The organism is Ruegeria pomeroyi DSS-3 (genome assembly GCF_000011965.2).
GTDB lineage: Bacteria > Pseudomonadota > Alphaproteobacteria > Rhodobacterales > Rhodobacteraceae > Ruegeria_B > Ruegeria_B pomeroyi.
Map to the genome: position 1 here is coordinate 3,301,557 of NC_003911.12, position 18,327 is coordinate 3,319,883.

Here is an 18,327-nt window from a genome sequence, read left to right on the forward strand (position 1 = left end):
CCATGCAACTCAGCGCCGAACCAATCATCTACGGCCTGATCTTCGTCGGGGTCCTGGTCCTGGTCGAGGGTCTCTATCTGGTCGCCTTCGGCAAATCCATCAGCCTCAACAGCCGGGTCAACCGCCGGCTGGAAATGCTGGACAAGGGCACCGGGCGCGAACAGGTGCTGGAGCAGCTCCGCAAGGAGATGCAGCAGCACATGAAGTCGAAGTCGATCCCGCTTTATTCGCTGCTGGCGGAAAAGGCGCAAAAGGCGGCCATCGCCTTTACGCCCCGGCAGCTGATCATGATCATGTTTCTGCTGGCGGGCATTGCCTTTGTGGGTCTCAGCATCGGCACCCAGACCGAAGTGAAACTGCGCGCCGCCATCTCGGTGGCGATCGGTATCGCCGCCGTCTATCTGTGGGTGAACCAGAAGGCCAAGAAACGCCTGAGTCTGATCGAAGAGCAGCTGCCTGACTCGGTCGAGCTGATGGTGCGTTCGCTCAGGGTCGGGCATCCGCTGGTCTCGGCCATCCAGATCGTGGCCAAGGAATCCGAGGATCCGATCGCCACCGAATTCGGCATCATCGCCGACGAGGCCGCCTATGGCCGCGAGGTGGGTGAGGCGCTCAAGGAAATGGCCGAGCGGCTGGATATGCAGGATTTGCGCTTTCTCTCGGTGGCGGTGACCATTCAGCAGCAATCGGGCGGTAATCTGGCCGAGGTCCTTGCCGGTCTGGCCAAGGTGATCCGCGCCCGGTTCCGCCTGTTCCGCCGGGTCAAGGCGATCACCGCCGAGGCGCAGTGGTCGGGCAAGTTCCTGTCCGCCTTCCCCCTTGGGGCGCTGCTCTTCATCCTGGTCAAGGACCCCAACTATTATGATGGTGTGATGGACCACGAGCTGTTCATCCCCGCCTGTTTCGTCGTCGGGGTCATGCTGACGATGAACCTGTTCGTCATGCGCATGCTGACCAACATCAAGGTCTGAGGAGGGCATCATGGAATTTCTGAACCAGATCAACGACTTTCTGACCGGGCATCTGGGCGAGTTCGGCCCGCTGATCGCGGTCGGCGTGCTGGGCCTGTTCATGGTCCTGCTGGCCGTCCCTCTGCTGATGAGCCAGCCAGAGGACCCGCTGAAAAAGCTCAAGCGGGAAATGAACCCCAATACGCTCGCCAAGCCAAAGAAGGAACAGTTGCGCCAGAGCGGACGCAACGAACAGCTGCAACGCTTTGCGAATTTCCTGGAACCCCAGGATGCCGACGAACTGTCGGCGATGCAGCTCAAACTGCGCCAAGCCGGGTATCAGTCCAAGGATGCGGTGCGCTTCTTCCACTTTGCGCAGATGGCGCTGGGCCTGGTCGGGCTTGTGCTGGGCGTGCTCTATGTCTTCGTCATCGAAGCGGACAAGGATCTGGATGGTCAGGCCATGCTGATCCGGGTGCTGGGCCCGGGGGGCGCGGCCTACTTCCTGCCCCGCTACTGGATCACCCGCAGGGTCGATACCCGCAAGGAAAACATCACCCGTGCCTTTCCCGACGCGCTGGACATGCTGCTGGTCTGCGTCGAGGCGGGCCAGTCGCTGGACCAGTCCATCGTGCGCGTTTCCAAGGAATTGCGCGCCTCTTACCCCGATCTGGCCGATGAATTCGAGATGGTCGCCTATGAGATGAAGGCGGGCAAGGAAAAGGACAAGGTTCTGCGCGACATGGGGACCCGCTGCGGTGTGGTCGATGTATCCTCCTTTGTCACCGTGATGATCCAGTCCTCGCAGTTTGGTACCTCGATCGCCGAGGCCCTGCGTGTCTATGCTGGCGAGATGCGCGACAAGCGCGTGATGCGCGCCGAGGAGGCCGCAAACAAGTTGCCAACCAAGATGACCCTTGCCACAATGATGCTGACGGTTCCGCCGCTGCTGATCATCCTTGTGGGCCCCTCGGCAAAAGGCATCATGGACCTTGGAAACATGAGCAATTGACGACATGACATCATCGGCTGCGCCGGTCCGCCGGCCAAGTCTTGTGCTCGCATGGGCCACTGTCACCGCGGTGACGGTGGCCTCTTGCACGAAAAGCGACGATATCGCCCTGCCCGACAATCCGTTTCCTCCCGGCGTGGATCACCGCAAACAGGCGGTCAGCGGCGTCGAGGTGGGTCAACGTCTGATGTCGGCGGGCGAATACGAACTGGCGCTCGACGCCTTTACCCGCGCCGCTCTGGACGAGGGCATGACCACCGAAATCCTGACCGGCCTTGGCACCGCCAATCTGGGCCTGGGACGGCTGGGGCAGTCGGAAACCATGCTGCGCCGCGCGGTGGAAGAGGCACCCGACTGGCCCGAAGCCTGGAACAATCTGGGTGTTCTTCTGATGGAAAAGGACGAGATCGCCGAGGCGACAGCCGTCTTTCGCAAGGCCTATGCACTGGACAATGGCGAAAGTGACTCAATCCGGAACAATCTACGGATTGCACTCGCAAAATCGGAAAATCCTGTTATTAATACTGTACAAAAAGAAGAATTCAAATTGGTGCAGCGGGGACAAGGCGATTTCCTGATCCGCAAGACACCATAGAGGGCAAGAGCAGCAAGAAGGACGCAAAAATGCGCCACTTTATCCTGATTCCGGTCATGCTGGCAGGTGGCCTGACCTTATCGGCCTGTTCCGACAAAGCGGATGAGACGGTCGAACGCGCATTCCAGGACGTGAATGTTGTCGACGAAACCAACCTCAACGACGTGATGCTGACGGTGGCCGACCCCAACGAGGCGGTCGATTACTTCCAGCGGGCCTCAAAGGACAATCCCGAACGGGTCGACCTGCAGCGCGGTCTGGCCAAGTCGCTGACCCGGGCCCATCGCAACACCGAGGCGGTCTCGGCCTGGAACCGCGTAATCGGGATGAAGGGTGCCACCGCCGACGACTCTGTCGATCTGGCCGATGCACTGATCCGCAACAACGACTGGGAGCGGGCCGAACAGGTGCTGGATTCGGTGCCCCCCACCCACGAGTCCTTCAAACGCTATCGGCTCGAGGCGATGGTGGCGGATTCCAACAAGGAATGGAAAAACGCCGATACCTTCTATGAGATCGCCGTTGGCCTGACGACCCGGCCCGCTGGCGTGATGAACAACTGGGGCTATTCCAAGTTGACCCGCGGCGATTACGCCGAGGCCGAGCGCCTGTTCGGCGACGCGATCCGTCAGGATGGCAACCTGTTCACCGCCAAGAACAACCTGGTTCTGGCCCGCAGCGCGCAGCGCAACTATACGCTGCCCGTGGTGCCGATGACCCAGATCGAACGCGCCCAGCTGTTGCACACCATGGCGCTGTCGGCGGTCAAACAGGGCGACGTCACCACCGGCAAGGCGCTGTTGCGCGAAGCGATCGACACCCACCCGCAGCATTTCGAAGACGCGGTCCGCTCGCTCCGGGCACTGGAAACCGGCTGATCCCATGGCCCTCCCCGCTTATGCGGCATTGTGGTTCTTGCCCTTCGCACTGCCGATCTGCCTCTATGTCGCTTATACCGACCTCGCCGAACTGAAGATCCGCAACCACGCCGTCATGGCGCTGGCCGGGGTCTTCTTGGCGGTGGGGCTGATCGCCTATCCGCCGTTTACCGGCGAATGGGCATCGGGCCGGATCGGGCCGGTCCCGATGGCCCTGCCCACCTATGTCTGGCAATTGCTGCATCTGCCGCTGATCCTGCTGGTCGGGATCGTTCTGAACGCCGCCGGTGCCATGGGCGCGGGCGATGCCAAGTTCCTGGCGGCTGCCGCCCCCTTTGTCTGGACCGCCGATCTGATCCTGGCCATGGCGATCCTCGCCGCCAGCCTGCTGGGCGCCTTTACCACCCACCGCATCGCCAAACACAGCGGGCTAAGGCGCTTTGCCCCGAACTGGAAAAGCTGGGACAGTGGCAAGAAATTCCCCATGGGGCTGGCACTGGGCCTGTGGCTGGTCACCTATCTGGCACTTGGTGCGGCACGGGGCAGCTGAGCGCCGCTGACCCATCAATCACCGCCCCGGCGCCCTTGTGATGCCACATTGTAGCATCACCATCAGGGCCAAGCGGGACACCCGCAGACATGTCACAAGAACCACCGCAGGCACTCCGATGAATATGCAACCCACCGCCGTGATCGCCCCTCCCGCGCCCAAGGGGATCGCCGAGATGCAGCTGCCCGTCGTCATGATGCGGGACATTCTACTGAAAACCGTGTTTCGCAAGAATGTGGAAACCGCCCGCGAAGTTGCCGAAGCAATCTGCCTGCCCCTGTCGGTGACGCAGGAACTGATCGACATGGCGCGTACCCAGAAACTGCTCGAGGCGACCGGGACACTGAATGCCAACAGCGGCACCGAAATGGGCTATCAGCTGACCGATGCGGGCAAGTCACGCGCGCTCGACGCGCTGAGCCAGTCAGAATATTTCGGCGCCATGCCGGTCCCGCTCGAGGTGTACCGAGAGCAGGTCAAACGCCAGTCGATCCGCAACATCCAGGTCACCCGTGATCAGTTGGTCAAGGCGATGGGCCATCTGGTGCTGCCCGACAGCCTGCTGGGCCATCTCGGCCCCGCCGTCAGCGCCGGCCGCTCGATCCTGATGTATGGCCCGCCCGGCAACGGCAAATCCTCGATCTCGAACGGCATCCGCGACGCGCTGGGTGACAATGTCTATGTGCCCCGCGCCATCGAATATTCCGGTCAGGTGATCACCGTCTTTGATCCGATCGTGCACACCGCAGTCGAACAGGAACCCGACGACCCGACCCAGCTGCGCCGCCGTGCCCGGTTCGACAGCCGCTATGTGATGTGCGAGCGCCCCACCGTGATCACCGGGGGCGAGCTGTCGCTGTCGATGCTCGACCTGGTCTATAACCCCACCGCGCGCACCTATCAGGCGCCCTTGCAGCTGAAATCCACCGGCGGCATCTTCATCATCGACGACCTTGGCCGCCAGGCCGAGCCGCCGCAGGCGATCATCAACCGCTGGATCGTGCCGCTGGAAGAGGGCAAGGACATCCTGGGCCTGCAATCGGGCGAGAAATTCGAGGTCCCCTTTGACACGCTGGTGATCTTCTCGACCAACTTTCACCCCAACGAGATCTTCGACCAGGCGGCGCTGCGCCGGATCTTCTTCAAGATTAAGATCGACGGCCCGAACCAGGAAAACTTCCTGAAGATCTTCGCCATGGTCGCCCGCAAGAAGGGCGTGCCGCTGGACGAAAAGGCGCTGGTGCATCTGCTCAAGGTCAAATACCCGACCATCGACAACATCTATGCCAATTATCAGCCGGTCTTCCTGATCGACCAGATGATCGCCATCTGCGAGTTCGAGGGCATCCCCTATCAGATGAGCCCCGACCTGATCGACCGCGCCTGGGCCAACATGTTCGTCAGGGACGAGAAGATCGTCAAATGATCGGGGTCGCGGGCTGTGGTCGCATGGGCGCGCCGATGCTGGCCGCCCTGCGACGCGCCGGGTTCCAGGCGCAGGGCTTTGATATCCGCCCCTCCAGCGATTTTCCCGGTACAGACCACGGAATTACCGATGGCGTAGCAGTTTTTTCGCAAAACCTGTGCACTCTCATCACCGTCGTCCGGGACATCTCGCAAACTGAGCAGGTATTATTCACGGACCAGAAACTCATCCACGCAAAACACCTCGATTGTGTCATCATCTGCTCCACCCTGTCACCCCGCTATGTGCGTGACCTGCGGGCGCGGGTGCCGGATCATATCGCCCTGATCGACGCGCCCATGTCCGGCGCCCAGATCGCGGCTCAGGAGGCGCGGCTGTCTTTCATGCTGGGTGGCGAACCTGCCGATCTCGACGCCGCCCAACCTCTCTTCGCGGCCATGGGCAGCCATTTCCACCGCATGGGCCCCTATGGGTCTGGCATGCAGGCCAAGGTACTCAACAATCTGCTCGCCGCGGCCAATACGGCCATGACACGGCTGGTGCTGGACTGGGCCGATGCCGCAGGCCTCGACGAGGTCGCGCTGCTCCGGCTCATCCACACCAGCTCGGGCCAGAACTGGTTCGCAAGCAACTTCGACCAGATCGAATTCGCCCGCGACGGGCTGAGCGAGGACAACACCATTGGCATCCTGGTCAAGGATGTCGAAAGCGCGCTCGATGCCGCGCCACCGGGCACCGACACCACCCTGCCCCGCAGCGTGCAGGCTGCGATCAGATCCCTGCGCCCCCGACCTTCTTCTGTTTGAAAATACCTCGGGGGAGTCGCCCGAAGGGCGATGGGGGCAGCGCCCCCTTCCCTTGCCCAAGGCTGGTGATAAGGTCACTCCATGCCGCAACTCCCCGCGCTCCTCACCGACTGGTTCACCGCCAAGGGCTGGTCCGTTCATCCCCATCAGCAGGCGATGTTTGATCGAGCCGACCGCCCCGCGACCCTGCTGATCGCGCCAACCGGTGGCGGCAAGACCATGGCCGGGTTTCTACCCACGCTGGCCGAGCTGGCAGAGGGACAGCATCAGGGCCTGCACACGCTCTATGTCTCCCCGCTCAAGGCGCTGGCCGCCGATATCAAGCGCAACCTGCGCACCCCGGTTGACGAGATCGGCCTGGCCGTCCGGATCGAGGATCGCACCGGCGATACCTCGGCCACGCAAAAGAAACGCCAACGCGCCGACCCGCCCCATATCCTGCTGACCACTCCGGAAAGCCTGGCGCTCCTGACCTCTTACGAGGATGCGCCGCGCATGTTCGCCGGGTTGCGCCGCGTGGTGGTCGACGAGATCCATGCGCTGGCCGAAAGCAAGCGCGGCGATCAGCTGATGCTGGCGCTGGCGCGGCTGCAAACGCTCTGCCCCGACCTGCGCCGGGTGGGCCTGTCGGCCACGGTCGAGGACCCGCAGGCCATCGCCCGCTTCCTCGCCCGTCACCCCGACCCTTGCGAGATCCTGCTGGCAGATCCCGGCCCCGATCCCGATATCGCCATGCTTGAGACCGAAGAGATGCCGCCCTGGTCGGGTGGTGGTGCCGCCTATGCCATCCCCGCCGTGCTGGAGCAGATCCGGCGGCACAAGACGACGCTGATCTTTCACAACACCCGCGCCCAGGCCGAGATCTTCTTTCACAACCTCTGGCTTGCCAACGACGAAGGGCTGCCCATCGGCATCCATCACGGCAGCCTCGACCGGGCTCAGCGCGAACGGGTCGAGGCGGCGATGGTGCGGGGCGAGCTGCGCGCCATCGTCTGCACCGGCAGTCTCGATCTGGGCATCGACTGGGGCGATGTCGATCTGGTGATCCAGATCGGTGCGCCAAAAAACGTCAAGCGGCTGGTGCAGCGGATCGGGCGGGCCAATCACCGCTATAACGCGCCCTCCAAGGCGCTGCTGGTTCCCGCCAACCGGTTCGAGGTGGTCGAATGCATCGCCGCTCTGGAAGCGGTGCGCGCCCATGCACTGGACGGCGATCCGCGCGGCCCCGGCCCGCGCGACGTGCTCTGCCAGCATATCCTGATCGCCGCCTGTTCCGGCCCGTTCGACGCCGATGCACTCTTTGCCGAGATGACCTCGGCGGGGCCTTATGCCGATCTTGCCCGATCCGAATTCGACGCTTGTCTCGATTTCTGTGCCACCGGCGGCTATGCGCTGCGCGCCTATGACCGCTGGCAGCGCCTGCAACAACGCCCGGACGGGCAATGGCAATTGCGCGACCCGCGCAGCGCCCAGCGGATCCGCCAGAATATCGGCACCATCCAGGACACCGACACGCTCAAGGTACGGCTTAGGCGCAATCGCGGCGGCAAGCCGTTGGGCGAGGTCGAGGAAGGGTTCGCCGCCTCGCTCACCCCCGGCGACACCTTTCTGATCGGCGGCCAGATCGTGCGCTACGAGGGCCTGCGCGAGATGGTGGTCGAGGTCAGCCGCCGCGCCGACAAGAAGCCCAAGATCGCCACCTTCATGGGCACCAAATTCGCCACCTCGACCCAGCTCAGCGCCCGCATCCTCGACCTGTTCGCGCAAGACCACTGGCCGCAGCTGCCGCGCCACACCGCCGAGTGGCTGGCCCTGCAACGCCAGGTCTCGCGCCTGCCCGAACGCGGGCGGCTGCTGGTCGAAAGCTTTCCCCAGGACGGGCGCGAGCATCTTTGCGTCTATGGTTTCGCCGGGCGCAACGCGATGCAGACGCTGGGCCTGTTGCTGACCAAACGGATGGAGGAAACGGGCCTGAACCCGCTGGGCTTTGTCGCCACCGATTATGCGGTCTTGATCTGGGGGCTTGAGGCAACGACCGATCCGGTGCCGCTGTTCGAAATCGACAGCCTGCGCGCCGGGCTGGACCAGTGGCTGGCCGGAAACGCGGTGATGAAACGCACCTTTCGCGCCTCGGCCACCATCGCCGGGCTGATCGAGCGCAATCTGGGCGGCCAGCGCAAGACCGGGCGGCAGGCGACCTTCAGCTCGGACATCCTCTATGACACCTTGCTGAAATACGACCCCGACCACCTGATGATGCAGATCACCCGGGCCGAGGCGATGCGCGGGCTGGTCGACTTCGGCCGCATCGAAGAAATGATCGCCAGGGTCGGTACCCGCATCGACCTGATCCGGCTGGACCGGGTGACGCCGCTGGCCGCGCCCTTGTTCCTGGAGGTCGGTCGGGTGCCGGTGCAGGGCGCCGCCGAGGAACGGCTGTTGGCCGAGGAAAGCGCCCGCCTGCTGGCCGACGCCGGGCTGACCGCCTGAAAAAGCTTGCGCATCCCGGCGCCACAGGCAAAGAACACATCATGAACGGATATGATTTCACCTTTGCCGGGGCGCGGCTGACGGCGCTGGGGTCAGGGGCGCTCTGGTGGCGCGAACGGCGGCTCTTGTGTGTGTCGGACCTGCATCTGGGCAAATCCGAGCGCATCGCCCGGCGTGGCGGCACCCCGCTGCCGCCTTACGAGGTGGCCGACACGCTGGACCGGCTTTCCGCCGATCTGGAGCGCACCGCGCCCGAGACGGTGATCTGTCTGGGCGACAGTTTCGACGATGCCGAGGCCGCACGCGCCCTGCCCGAGCCCGCGCGCCTGCGCATCGCCACGCTTCAGGCCGGGTTGCGCTGGGTCTGGATCGAAGGCAACCACGATCCCGGCCCGGTGAACATTGGCGGCACGCATCTGCGCGAACTGACACTTGGGCCGCTGCTGTTTCGCCATATCGCGCAAGACGGAGCAGAGGGAGAGATCTCGGGCCACTACCACCCAAAGGCGGCGCTGCGCCTGCGCGGGCGCAGCCTGTCGCGCCCCGCGTTTCTACTTGATCAGGACCGGATCGTGATGCCCGCCTATGGCACCTATACCGGTGGCCTGCGCAGCGATGCGCCGGTACTGGCCCGGCTGATGCGCCCCGGGGCGCTGGCCATCGTCACCGGCCCCAGCCCAGTCGCGGTGCCGATGCCGCGCTAGACGATTCCCGCCTCTTCCAGTGCCGGGCGGTACTTGCGGCTGACCGGGATCAGATCGCCATTGGACAGGCGCAGGTGAATCTTGCCCCCGCTGCGCTCGACGCTCTCTATCGCCGTATCGGTCACCCAATGGGAGCGGTGGGTGCAATGGCCGCTGATCGGCACCATTTCGTCAATGGCATCCCCGAAGCGCGACCGGATCGTGTGAACCCCCTTGTCGGTCACCACATCGACACTGTGATCGCGCACGGTAAGACGCAGGATCTGCTCGGAAAATCCTTCGGGCAGACGTTTGTAGATCCTCGGTTGCAGCGACTCCTCTTCCGGCACTGACTGTCCGAAGACCCCCCGCCGCAAGACGATCAGCCCCGAGGCAAAGATGGTCCCGTATCGCGCCATGCTCCACATATCGGGGGCAGTGCCGGTCGAAGGGGCGGCAAACAGGAAGATCAGCACCCACAGCGAAGGTGTAAAAGAAAGCGTCACCAGCAGAACGATCAACAGATCCTTCCCCAACAGCGGCGCCCCGGACAGATGCCGCTCAACCATCCGATGGCTCAAGAAGGCAATGCCCCCCGCAACCCCCAGAACCAGCACCCAGAACAGGAAGCGCCGCAAGAAGGTCATGCCATAACCGCCGAACGGATCCGAGATACTGGCCAGAAGCGACAGAAACAAAAATGCCGGCCCGACCAGTCCCCGTTTATCGGCACTCAGATATGATCTCAGTGTGGCAATCATGAATTACTTACTTGAACTGACCTGACGCGGAATACCGTCATACCGCAAATGCAACCGTGTCACAAATACCGCGTTGGTCGCACCAGGATGAAAAACGGCGTTCTGGCGTCACGAGGTTCAAGGAAGCAACACCCCCTGATTGCTTGATAATTTCTGCATTTCCTTAAAGCTGTATATTGCCGCCTCAAATCGACGTCAATTGGCGTCAGCATCACCCCACACATCCGCGTGGGGCGATCTGGTTGCGCGATCAGAGTCCGCTCACGGGGTTAGTCCGTCTGGTTCTGTGAGTTTGTTTGCGCGGGTGCAGGCGGTGAGGGTGTTGGCGAGCAGGCAGGCGATGGTCATGGGGCCGACGCCGCCGGGGACCGGGGTGATGGCGCCCGCCACCTGGGCGCAGCTGTCGTAATGGACATCGCCCACCAGCCTGGTCTTGCCGTCGCGCTCGATCCGGTTGATGCCCACGTCGATCACGGTGGCGCCGGGCTTGATCCAGTCGCCGGGCACCATTTCGGGCCGGCCCACCGCGGCCACCACGATATCGGCGCGGCGCACCACATCGGCCAGGTCCTTTGTGCGGCTATGGGCGATGGTCACCGTGCAGCTGTCGCCCAGCAAGAGCTGCGCCATCGGCTTGCCCACGATGTTGGAGCGCCCGATCACCACCGCGTCCATCCCCGAAAGCGAGCCGTGATGGTCGCGCAGCATCATCAGGCAGCCCAGCGGCGTGCAGGGCACCATGCTCTTTTGCCCGGTACCCAGAAGACCCACGTTCGAGATATGGAACCCGTCCACATCCTTGGCCGGATCGATGGCGTTGATCACCAGGTCCTCGTCCAGATGGCCGGGCAGCGGCAGCTGCACCAGGATGCCATGCACGTCCGGGTCACCATTCAGCCGGTCGATCAGCGCCAGCAGATCCGCCTCGGAGGTGTCGGCGTCCAGCTTGTGCTCATACGAGTTCATGCCGACCTCGACGGTCTGCTTGCCCTTGGAGCGCACATAGACCTGGCTGGCCGGGTCCTCGCCCACCAGCACCACCGCCAGGCCGGGGGTGATCCCATGCCCGGCCTTCAGCTCTGCCACATGTTCCGCCACCTGGCCCCGTATCCGGGCCGCAAAGGCCTTGCCGTCAATCACAGTTGCTGCCATTTGCTTTCTTCCTTGTTGCCGCCTTGTTGCCGCCTTGGGGTCGCGCCCGCCCGGGCCCGGCCTTCATACTTCCCGGATCACCCGCGCCTCGCGGGCGATCGACCAGTCCACCAGCTGCCGCCACAGATCCTCGATCAGGCCGGGGTCCAGCCCCTGGCCTTCGGCGGCGGCGCGGGCGTTCATGACCACTTCCTCGACCCGTTCGGGGATCCGCGCCGGCCAGCCATTGCCCTGCTTCAGCTCCACCGCCCGGTCGATATAGCCCGCCCGCGCGGCCAGCAGGCTGATCAGCTCGCGGTCCAGCCGGTCGATCTGCGCCCGCAGGCTGGTCATATCCGTGCAATCCTGCGGCGGGATGGATGTGCTCATGTCTTGAAACTCTCACGGCCCGGGATCGGTCCCGGGCCGTGAATTGCGCATATCGCGGCTCAGAACAAGCCCTCGATCTGGCCCGCGTCATTCAACCGGATGGTCTCTGCCGCCGGTTTGCGCGGCAGGCCCGGCATGGTCATGATCTCGCCGCAGACCACCACGATAAAGCCCGCGCCCGCGCTCAGGCGCACCTCGCGCACCGGCACCGAATGGCCCGTCGGCGCGCCGCGCCGGTTCGGATCGGTGGTGAAGGAATACTGGGTCTTGGCCATGCAGACCGGCAGGTTGCGATAGCCGGCCTCTTCCCATTCCTTCAGCTGGTTGCGGATCTTGGCATCGGCCAGAACCTCGTCGGCGCGGTAGATGCGCTTGGCGATGGTCTCGATCTTCTCGAACAGGCTCATGTCGTCGGGATAGATCGGGGCAAAATTCGCCTTGCCCGATTCGGCCAGTTCGACAACCTTGCGCGCCAGCGCCTCGGAGCCTTCCGAGCCCAGCTCCCAATGGCGCGACAGCACCGCCTCGACCCCGTGATTGGCGCAATAGTCCCTGACCGCCTGCACCTCGGCATCGGTATCGGTGACGAAATGGTTGATCGCCACCACCACCGGCACGCCGAAGGATTTGACGTTCTCGATATGGCGGCCCAGGTTGGCGCAGCCCTTGTTGACCGCGGCCACGTTTTCCGCGCCCAGATCGCCCTTGGCCACGCCGCCGTTCATCTTCATCGCGCGCACGGTCGCCACCAGCACCACCGCCGAGGGCGCGATGCCGGCCTTGCGGCACTTGATGTTCATGAACTTCTCGGCGCCCAGATCGGCGCCGAAACCGGCCTCGGTCACCACGTAATCGGCCACTTTCAGCGCCGTCTTGGTGGCAATGACCGAGTTGCAGCCATGCGCGATATTGGCAAACGGGCCGCCATGCACAAAGGCCGGGTTGTTCTCCAGCGTCTGCACTAGGTTGGGCTGCATCGCGTCCTTCAACAGCACGGTCATCGCGCCCTCGGCCTTGATGTCGCGGCAATAGACCGGGCTCTTGTCGCGGCGATAGGCCACGATGATGTCGCCCAGGCGCTTCTCAAGGTCCTTCAGATCCCGGGCCAGGCACAGGATCGCCATCACTTCCGAGGCCACGGTGATGTCGAACCCCGCCTCGCGCGGGAAGCCGTTCGAGACCCCGCCCAGCGAGCAGGTGATCTGGCGCAGCGCCCGGTCGTTCATGTCCACCACACGACGCCACACCACCCGGCGGGTGTCGATATCGGCCTCGTTACCCCAGTAGATGTGGTTGTCGATCATCGCGCTCAGCAGGCTGTGGGCGCTGGTGATCGCATGGAAATCGCCGGTGAAATGCAGGTTCATCTCTTCCATCGGCACGATCTGCGCATAGCCGCCCCCGGCGGCCCCCCCCTTCATGCCGAAGTTCGGCCCCAGAGACGCCTCGCGGATACAGATCATCGCGTTCTTGCCGATCCGGTTCAGACCGTCGCCCAGACCCACCGTGGTCGTGGTCTTGCCCTCGCCCGCAGGCGTCGGGTTGATCGCCGTCACCAGGATCAGCCGGCCATCGGCGCGGTCCTGAACCGAATCGATGAACCCCTGGCTCACCTTCGCCTTGTCATGGCCATAAGGCAGCAGCTCATCCGCCGCGATCCCAAGCTTCGCGCCAATCTCCAAGATCGGCAACTTCCGCGCCTCGCGCGCTATCTCAATGTCACTCTTGTACGCCATGGGTGCGATCCCCCGCTTGATATCCCTGTATACCGGCGCACACGCGCCGGGCTGGTGACAGCAGTAACGTCGCATTTGCGCGGGCAGGATGTGGATTCCGACATAATCGCGACGCGAAACGTCGCGCACCGATTTCGCGCGTCGCGGATCGGAAACCGGCGCTGCGTTATGGCGCCCAGGGGCGCTGATCGGGGATGAACAGGGTCAGCTCATCGCCCAGTCGCAAGGCGCCGGGCCGTTCCACCCAGGCGGTGACACCGCGCCGATCCTTGGCCGCGGGCTTGAAAGCAGCGCCATGTCCCGGTTTATCGGCCTCGACCTCGCGACCGGGAAAGACGCAGGGGCGGTTTTCCATGTCGATGGTCAGGGTGGTCCCGTCCCCGCTCTGCAGGCGCGAGGAAGGCGGCACATGGGTGAAATCGGGAATGCCGCTGATCACGATCGAGGCACCAAGCCAGGCCGGGTCGAGCCGGTCGAGCCCCATCTCGGCGGCAATCGCTGCCATTTCCTCGGCCGACAGGACGGTCAGCTGGCGGGCATTGCGGATCTCGGTATCGCGGTCGTAAAGGTTGCGCACCCGCACACAAGAGGGGCGCGTGACCCCCTCGTGCCGCTCACCGGTCACCCCGGCAAAGCCCAGGTCCAGCATGTCGACCGGTTCGGCCCGCAGCGAGCCGCCCGCAGGTACCCGGCCCAGCCATTCGACCCGGCCGATATGGCCGCTTTTCTCGAGAACCGGCATCACATTTCTCCGTCTTTGATTACCGTCGCAACCCTAGCGGTCTCGTCGCGATTGGCCAGCCGAAATGGAAAAGGCCCGGGCGATGCCGGGCCTTTTCTGGGATGTACTGGTCGCGATCAGGCGGTGGGTTCGGGTTCCATCCCGCCTGCCGGCGGCGCCTTGGGCTTGGTCTTGGGGATCGCGGTCACACTGGCAGCATTGCCCTGATCCGTACCCTGATCCTCGTCATCGCCGGCATGGGGCGGTTCGCCCTTCATCACCCGCTTGATCTCTTCGCCGGTCAGGGTTTCGTATTCCAGCAGGCCCTGAGCCAGGCGATCCCAATCCTCGCGGCGTTCGGTCAGGATGGCATGGGCCTGATCATAGCCCTGCTGGATGAAGCGTTTGACCTCTTCCTCGATCAGCTCCTTGGTATGAGCCGAGACCGAGAACCCGGCGGTATTGCCGGAATAGCCCTCATGCGCCTCGGCATAGTCGATATTGCCGACCTTGTCGGACATGCCCCAGCGCATCACCATCGCACGGGCCAGCTGGCTGGCCTGCTGGATATCGCCCGCCGGGCCGTTGGACACGTGATCCTCGCCGTATTTGAGGATCTCGGCGGCCTTGCCAGCCATGGTCATCGCCAGTTTTTGCTGGCATTCGTCACGATGCCAGTTCAGCCGGTCCATTTCCGGCAGGCTGACCACCATGCCCAGCGCGCCGCCGCGCGGGATGATCGTGGCCTTGTAGACCGGATCGCACATCGGCAGGGCAAGCCCCACCACCGCGTGACCGGCCTCGTGATAGGCGGTCTTTTCCTTCTGGTCCTGGGTCAGCACCATCGAGCGGCGCTCGGCCCCCATCATGACCTTGTCCTTGGCGTTCTCGAAATCCTCCATGGTCACGAAACGCCGGCCCACGCGGGCGGCCATCAGCGCCGCTTCGTTCACGAGGTTGGCCAGATCGGCGCCTGAGAAGCCGGGCGTGCCGCGCGCGATGATGCGCAGATCGACATCAGGACCCAGCGGGGTCTTGCGGGCATGTACGCCCAGGATTTTCTCGCGCCCCTTGATATCGGGGTTGCCGACGGTGACGTTGCGGTCGAACCGGCCCGGGCGCAGCAGCGCGGGGTCCAGCACGTCCTTGCGGTTGGTGGCGGCCAGGATGATGACACCCTCGTTGGCCTCGAACCCGTCCATTTCGACCAGCAACTGGTTCAGCGTCTGTTCGCGTTCGTCATTGCCGCCGCCATAGCCGGCACCACGATGGCGGCCCACGGCGTCGATCTCGTCGATGAACACGATACAGGGTGCGTTCTTCTTGGCCTGTTCGAACATGTCGCGCACACGGGAGGCACCGACACCAACGAACATTTCCACGAAATCCGAGCCAGAGATGGTGAAGAAGGGCACGCCCGCCTCGCCCGCAATGGCACGCGCCAGCAGCGTCTTACCGGTGCCCGGAGGGCCCACCAGCAGCGCACCCTTGGGGATCTTGCCGCCCAGGCGGCTGAATTTCTGCGGGTTGCGCAGGAATTCGACGATCTCTTCCAGCTCTTCCTTGGCCTCATCGATGCCCGCCACGTCGTCAAAGGTGACGCGGCCATGTTTCTCGGTCAGCATCTTGGCCTTGGACTTGCCGAAACCCATGGCGCCACCGCGCCCGCCGCCCTGCATCCGGTTCATGAAATAGACCCAGACACCGATCAGCAGCAGGAATGGCAGCAGGGTGATGATGAAGGACTGGAACCCCGATTGCTGCTGCTTTTCCGCGCGCACCGGGATGTTCTTGTCGATCAGCAGGGTGGTCACCTCGGCATCGCCAGGCTTGATGGTGACGAAATCGCGACCGTCACTGGTGCGGTAGCGGATTTGCTCACCGTCGAGGATCACCTTTGTCACATTGCCTTCATCGACGGCACTGACAAATTCGGAATAGGTCTTTTCCTGGCTCTGCAAAGTTCCGCCCGACCCGCTGAAGAGGTTGAACAGAGCGAGAATCAACAGGAAAAGGACGACCCAGAAGGCGATGTTACGTGCGTTGCCCAAGGACATTCTCCCAATACTTTCCGGCCGCGGAACTCCGCAGCCAGCTTACCCCTTAAAATAGAGATGATCGGGCGAGGTTCAATGCGATAAAAGGGACGCGTAGAAGTCTTCTTCGCCACTTTCCAGTTCAGCGGTCCAGCCATTGGCCAATCCGGCCAGCGGCGCGGCGACCAAATCGGCACCGCTCCAGACCGACGGGCTGGCGATCAGCGCCGCATAGGGGCGCCCGGTCTGGCGCCAGTCGGGGCAGAGTTTCAACCCCGCAGCCCCCAGCGCGCGCAGCTCTCCGTCCTTCACCACGGGGCCGCGCAGCACCCAGCGCCCGTCCCATAACGCACCCTGCGGCACGGTGAGGGTTTCGACCGCCTTCCATTCGCGACAGAACCGGATCCGGCGCCCCTGCCCCAGGATCAGGCAGCCGCCCAGCTGGCTGGAGCGCTCGTGACGCAGGGCCGACAGGGCCTCGGCGACGGCCACACGGCGCGGCGGATATTCGCCGCCGCCGATCCAGCCGACGATATGCAGCAGCAACCGCCGTGCGATCTCGTCCGGCAGGGTGCGAAAGCCGCGCGGCTCCAGCAGCACATCGCCACCGTCGATCCGGGTCAGGTCGCGGGCCGCCAGAAAGGTGTACCAGTCCAGCGCCTCGCGCGCGCGGGCCATGTTCGCGGCCACCTCGGCCAGCCTCTGGGCGTCGATCCCCATCGGGGCCAGCCCCGCCAGCGCCTGACGCGCCTTGATCCGATCGTAGCGGATATCCTCGTTGGACGGATCCTCGGCCCAGGCGATCCCCTCGGCACGCAGGAAATCGCGCAGCGCGTCGCGGGTGATGCCCAGCAGGGGCCGGACCAGCACCACCCCGTCCTGCATCCGCCGGGGCGCCATCGCAGCGAGGCCAGACACGCCGGCAGAGCGGCCCAGTCGCATCAGCAGCGTTTCGGCCTGATCGTCCGCAGTATGGGCCAGCGCAACCGTGGTAACCCGGTTGCGCAGCGCCCAGTCGGTCAGCAGCCCATAACGGGCGCGGCGCGCCTGATCCTGCAGATTGCCCTCGCCGGTCCAACCGGTCCAGAGCAGCGTTTCATGCGGCAAGCCCAACCCGGCGGCCTGACGGGCGACCAGGGCCGCCTCGGAGGCGGACTCGGAGCGCAGGCCATGATCCACCGTTGCCACGCAGAGTTTGACCTCGCCCCGGGGGAAACAGCGGGCGAGGAGATGCATCAGCGCAACCGAATCCCCGCCCCCGGAAACAGCAACGCCCAGCCGCCGCGGCGGCTGGGCTGAAAACTGCGCCCTGAGATGATTTACGAGGTCCTGTGCGCCAATCGTCAAGAGCACCCCAGCGAGGCCATTTCCCGATGTGCATCAGCAACGGAAGCCGCCGACGGGAAGCGAACCGATACCTCGCCCAGCGTGACGCAGGCCTGGCTGGTCTGCCCCAACCGGCCCAGAGCCGATCCAAGTTTGTAAAGCGCCTCGGCAGAAAACGGTCCGCTTCCGTCGCCGGTAAAGCTGGCCAGATAGGCGCGCGCCGCTTCGCGGGTGTCGCCCAACCCGTCCAGTGCCTTGCCCCGTTTCAGATGTGCCTCGGCCGCCAGCGGGCTGCCGGGATAAGAGGCATCGAACTGGGTAAAGAGATCGGCCGCCTTGGCGTAATCGCCCGCCTCGAGCGCCTGCGTCGCGCTGTCGAATTCGGCCCGTTCGCCCACCGCCAACTCGGTCTGGGGCTGGCTAGGCTGGGGCGTGGCTGCCGGCGTGACCGGCACGTCGCCGCCCAGGGTGGTCCCCTGGGACAGTTTCGAGATGTCGCAGGCGGGTTCCAGTTCGCACAGGCGAAATTCCAGATCACCGACCCGGTTGGAGCCATCGGCCACCACCCGGTCGATCCGGGCGTTAAGCTGTTCGGTCAGCCGGGTCAGGCGCTGCAACTCGGACTCGATCGCATCGACCCGTTCCAGCACCGTCCCCCCCGCCGTCGAAGGCGTGGGCGATCCGGTGGTCGAAAACTCACGCTTGAGCCGCTGAACCTCGACATGCAGAACCGTCAGCTCCTGCCGGATATCGGCAAGGGTCTGCTGATCCTGCGCCGGTGCCTGACCGGCAAACGTCAGCGAAACGGCCAGAACGACGCCTGCAACTCTCATCCG

General features: G+C 64.2%; 17 protein-coding genes. 9 read left to right on the plus strand and 8 right to left on the minus strand.

Annotated elements, in window-relative coordinates:
- The first annotated feature begins 2 nt into the window (after positions 1–2).
- From SPO_RS15665 to pdeM, 9 genes are all read left to right on the plus strand, one after another.
- Complete coding sequence (locus tag SPO_RS15665) at positions 3–971, plus strand: type II secretion system F family protein (RefSeq protein ID WP_011048784.1); 969 nt, start codon at positions 3–5, stop codon at positions 969–971.
- A gap of 10 nt (positions 972–981) precedes the next feature.
- On the plus strand, positions 982–1,962 hold the full coding sequence (locus tag SPO_RS15670) for a type II secretion system F family protein (RefSeq protein ID WP_011048785.1): 981 nt from the start codon (positions 982–984) through the stop codon (positions 1,960–1,962).
- A gap of 4 nt (positions 1,963–1,966) precedes the next feature.
- On the plus strand, positions 1,967–2,557 hold the full coding sequence (locus tag SPO_RS15675) for a tetratricopeptide repeat protein (protein WP_011048786.1): 591 nt from the start codon (positions 1,967–1,969) through the stop codon (positions 2,555–2,557).
- Positions 2,558–2,586: 29 nt separating this feature from the next.
- Positions 2,587–3,435, plus strand: coding sequence for a tetratricopeptide repeat protein (locus tag SPO_RS15680; RefSeq protein ID WP_011048787.1), 849 nt, complete (start codon positions 2,587–2,589; stop codon positions 3,433–3,435).
- 4 nt (positions 3,436–3,439) lie between these two features.
- Entirely contained in the window at positions 3,440–3,985 is a 546-nt protein-coding gene (locus SPO_RS15685; RefSeq protein ID WP_011048788.1) for a prepilin peptidase, read from the plus strand.
- A gap of 118 nt (positions 3,986–4,103) precedes the next feature.
- Positions 4,104–5,411 (plus strand): ATPase, encoded by a 1,308-nt coding sequence (locus SPO_RS15690; RefSeq protein WP_044028656.1) that lies wholly within the window; start codon positions 4,104–4,106, stop codon positions 5,409–5,411.
- The gene (locus SPO_RS15695; protein ID WP_011048790.1) at positions 5,408–6,217 is read left to right on the plus strand and encodes an NAD(P)-dependent oxidoreductase; all 810 of its coding nucleotides are present in this window, start codon (positions 5,408–5,410) and stop codon (positions 6,215–6,217) included. Before SPO_RS15690 ends, SPO_RS15695 begins: the two co-directional genes overlap by 4 nt.
- A gap of 81 nt (positions 6,218–6,298) precedes the next feature.
- A complete protein-coding gene (locus tag SPO_RS15700; RefSeq protein WP_011048791.1) occupies positions 6,299–8,707 on the plus strand; it encodes a ligase-associated DNA damage response DEXH box helicase in 2,409 nt (802 codons plus the stop codon).
- A gap of 41 nt (positions 8,708–8,748) precedes the next feature.
- A complete protein-coding gene (gene pdeM, locus SPO_RS15705) occupies positions 8,749–9,411 on the plus strand; it encodes a ligase-associated DNA damage response endonuclease PdeM (protein WP_011048792.1) in 663 nt (220 codons plus the stop codon).
- Here the strand turns inward: pdeM and SPO_RS15710 are convergent.
- From SPO_RS15710 to ybgF, 8 genes are all read right to left on the minus strand, one after another.
- Positions 9,408–10,088 carry a LytTR family DNA-binding domain-containing protein gene (locus SPO_RS15710; protein WP_158454184.1) on the minus strand — a complete coding sequence of 227 codons (681 nt, stop codon included), beginning with the start codon at positions 10,086–10,088 and terminating at the stop codon, positions 9,408–9,410. The genes pdeM and SPO_RS15710 overlap by 4 nt on opposite strands.
- A gap of 324 nt (positions 10,089–10,412) precedes the next feature.
- On the minus strand, positions 10,413–11,303 hold the full coding sequence (gene folD / locus SPO_RS15715; RefSeq protein WP_011047296.1) for a bifunctional methylenetetrahydrofolate dehydrogenase/methenyltetrahydrofolate cyclohydrolase FolD: 891 nt from the start codon (positions 11,301–11,303) through the stop codon (positions 10,413–10,415).
- 63 nt (positions 11,304–11,366) lie between these two features.
- Positions 11,367–11,672: a chorismate mutase gene (locus SPO_RS15720; RefSeq protein WP_011047295.1), complete on the minus strand. Its 306-nt coding sequence runs from the start codon at positions 11,670–11,672 to the stop codon at positions 11,367–11,369.
- Between the two features lie 59 nt (positions 11,673–11,731).
- The gene (locus SPO_RS15725; protein ID WP_011047294.1) at positions 11,732–13,408 is read right to left on the minus strand and encodes a formate--tetrahydrofolate ligase; all 1,677 of its coding nucleotides are present in this window, start codon (positions 13,406–13,408) and stop codon (positions 11,732–11,734) included.
- Positions 13,409–13,574: 166 nt separating this feature from the next.
- Positions 13,575–14,150, minus strand: a complete 576-nt coding sequence (locus SPO_RS15730) for an MOSC domain-containing protein (RefSeq protein ID WP_044028658.1) — start codon at positions 14,148–14,150, stop codon at positions 13,575–13,577.
- 116 nt (positions 14,151–14,266) lie between these two features.
- Positions 14,267–16,180 carry an ATP-dependent zinc metalloprotease FtsH gene (ftsH, locus tag SPO_RS15735; RefSeq protein ID WP_044029341.1) on the minus strand — a complete coding sequence of 638 codons (1,914 nt, stop codon included), beginning with the start codon at positions 16,178–16,180 and terminating at the stop codon, positions 14,267–14,269.
- Positions 16,181–16,258: 78 nt separating this feature from the next.
- Positions 16,259–17,518, minus strand: a complete 1,260-nt coding sequence (tilS, locus tag SPO_RS15740) for a tRNA lysidine(34) synthetase TilS (protein WP_011048796.1) — start codon at positions 17,516–17,518, stop codon at positions 16,259–16,261.
- Entirely contained in the window at positions 17,509–18,324 is an 816-nt protein-coding gene (ybgF, locus tag SPO_RS15745) for a tol-pal system protein YbgF (RefSeq protein WP_011048797.1), read from the minus strand. The genes tilS and ybgF overlap by 10 nt, the downstream gene beginning before the upstream one ends.
- Positions 18,325–18,327 lie beyond the last annotated feature (3 nt).

What these genes read in the sequence shown, in the direction of transcription:
- SPO_RS15720 (WP_011047295.1), bottom strand. Translation starts at nt 11,672, where the DNA reads ATGAGCACATCCATCCCGCCGCAGGATTGCACGGATATGACCAGCCTG.
- folD (WP_011047296.1), bottom strand. Translation starts at nt 11,303, where the DNA reads ATGGCAGCAACTGTGATTGACGGCAAGGCCTTTGCGGCCCGGATACGG.
- SPO_RS15675 (WP_011048786.1), top strand. Translation starts at nt 1,967, where the DNA reads ATGACATCATCGGCTGCGCCGGTCCGCCGGCCAAGTCTTGTGCTCGCA.
- ybgF (WP_011048797.1), bottom strand. Translation starts at nt 18,324, where the DNA reads ATGAGAGTTGCAGGCGTCGTTCTGGCCGTTTCGCTGACGTTTGCCGGT.
- SPO_RS15700 (WP_011048791.1), top strand. Translation starts at nt 6,299, where the DNA reads ATGCCGCAACTCCCCGCGCTCCTCACCGACTGGTTCACCGCCAAGGGC.
- SPO_RS15690 (WP_044028656.1), top strand. Translation starts at nt 4,104, where the DNA reads ATGAATATGCAACCCACCGCCGTGATCGCCCCTCCCGCGCCCAAGGGG.
- SPO_RS15670 (WP_011048785.1), top strand. Translation starts at nt 982, where the DNA reads ATGGAATTTCTGAACCAGATCAACGACTTTCTGACCGGGCATCTGGGC.
- SPO_RS15730 (WP_044028658.1), bottom strand. Translation starts at nt 14,150, where the DNA reads ATGCCGGTTCTCGAGAAAAGCGGCCATATCGGCCGGGTCGAATGGCTG.
- SPO_RS15680 (WP_011048787.1), top strand. Translation starts at nt 2,587, where the DNA reads ATGCGCCACTTTATCCTGATTCCGGTCATGCTGGCAGGTGGCCTGACC.
- SPO_RS15685 (WP_011048788.1), top strand. Translation starts at nt 3,440, where the DNA reads ATGGCCCTCCCCGCTTATGCGGCATTGTGGTTCTTGCCCTTCGCACTG.
- SPO_RS15695 (WP_011048790.1), top strand. Translation starts at nt 5,408, where the DNA reads ATGATCGGGGTCGCGGGCTGTGGTCGCATGGGCGCGCCGATGCTGGCC.
- SPO_RS15725 (WP_011047294.1), bottom strand. Translation starts at nt 13,408, where the DNA reads ATGGCGTACAAGAGTGACATTGAGATAGCGCGCGAGGCGCGGAAGTTG.
- pdeM (WP_011048792.1), top strand. Translation starts at nt 8,749, where the DNA reads ATGAACGGATATGATTTCACCTTTGCCGGGGCGCGGCTGACGGCGCTG.
- SPO_RS15665 (WP_011048784.1), top strand. Translation starts at nt 3, where the DNA reads ATGCAACTCAGCGCCGAACCAATCATCTACGGCCTGATCTTCGTCGGG.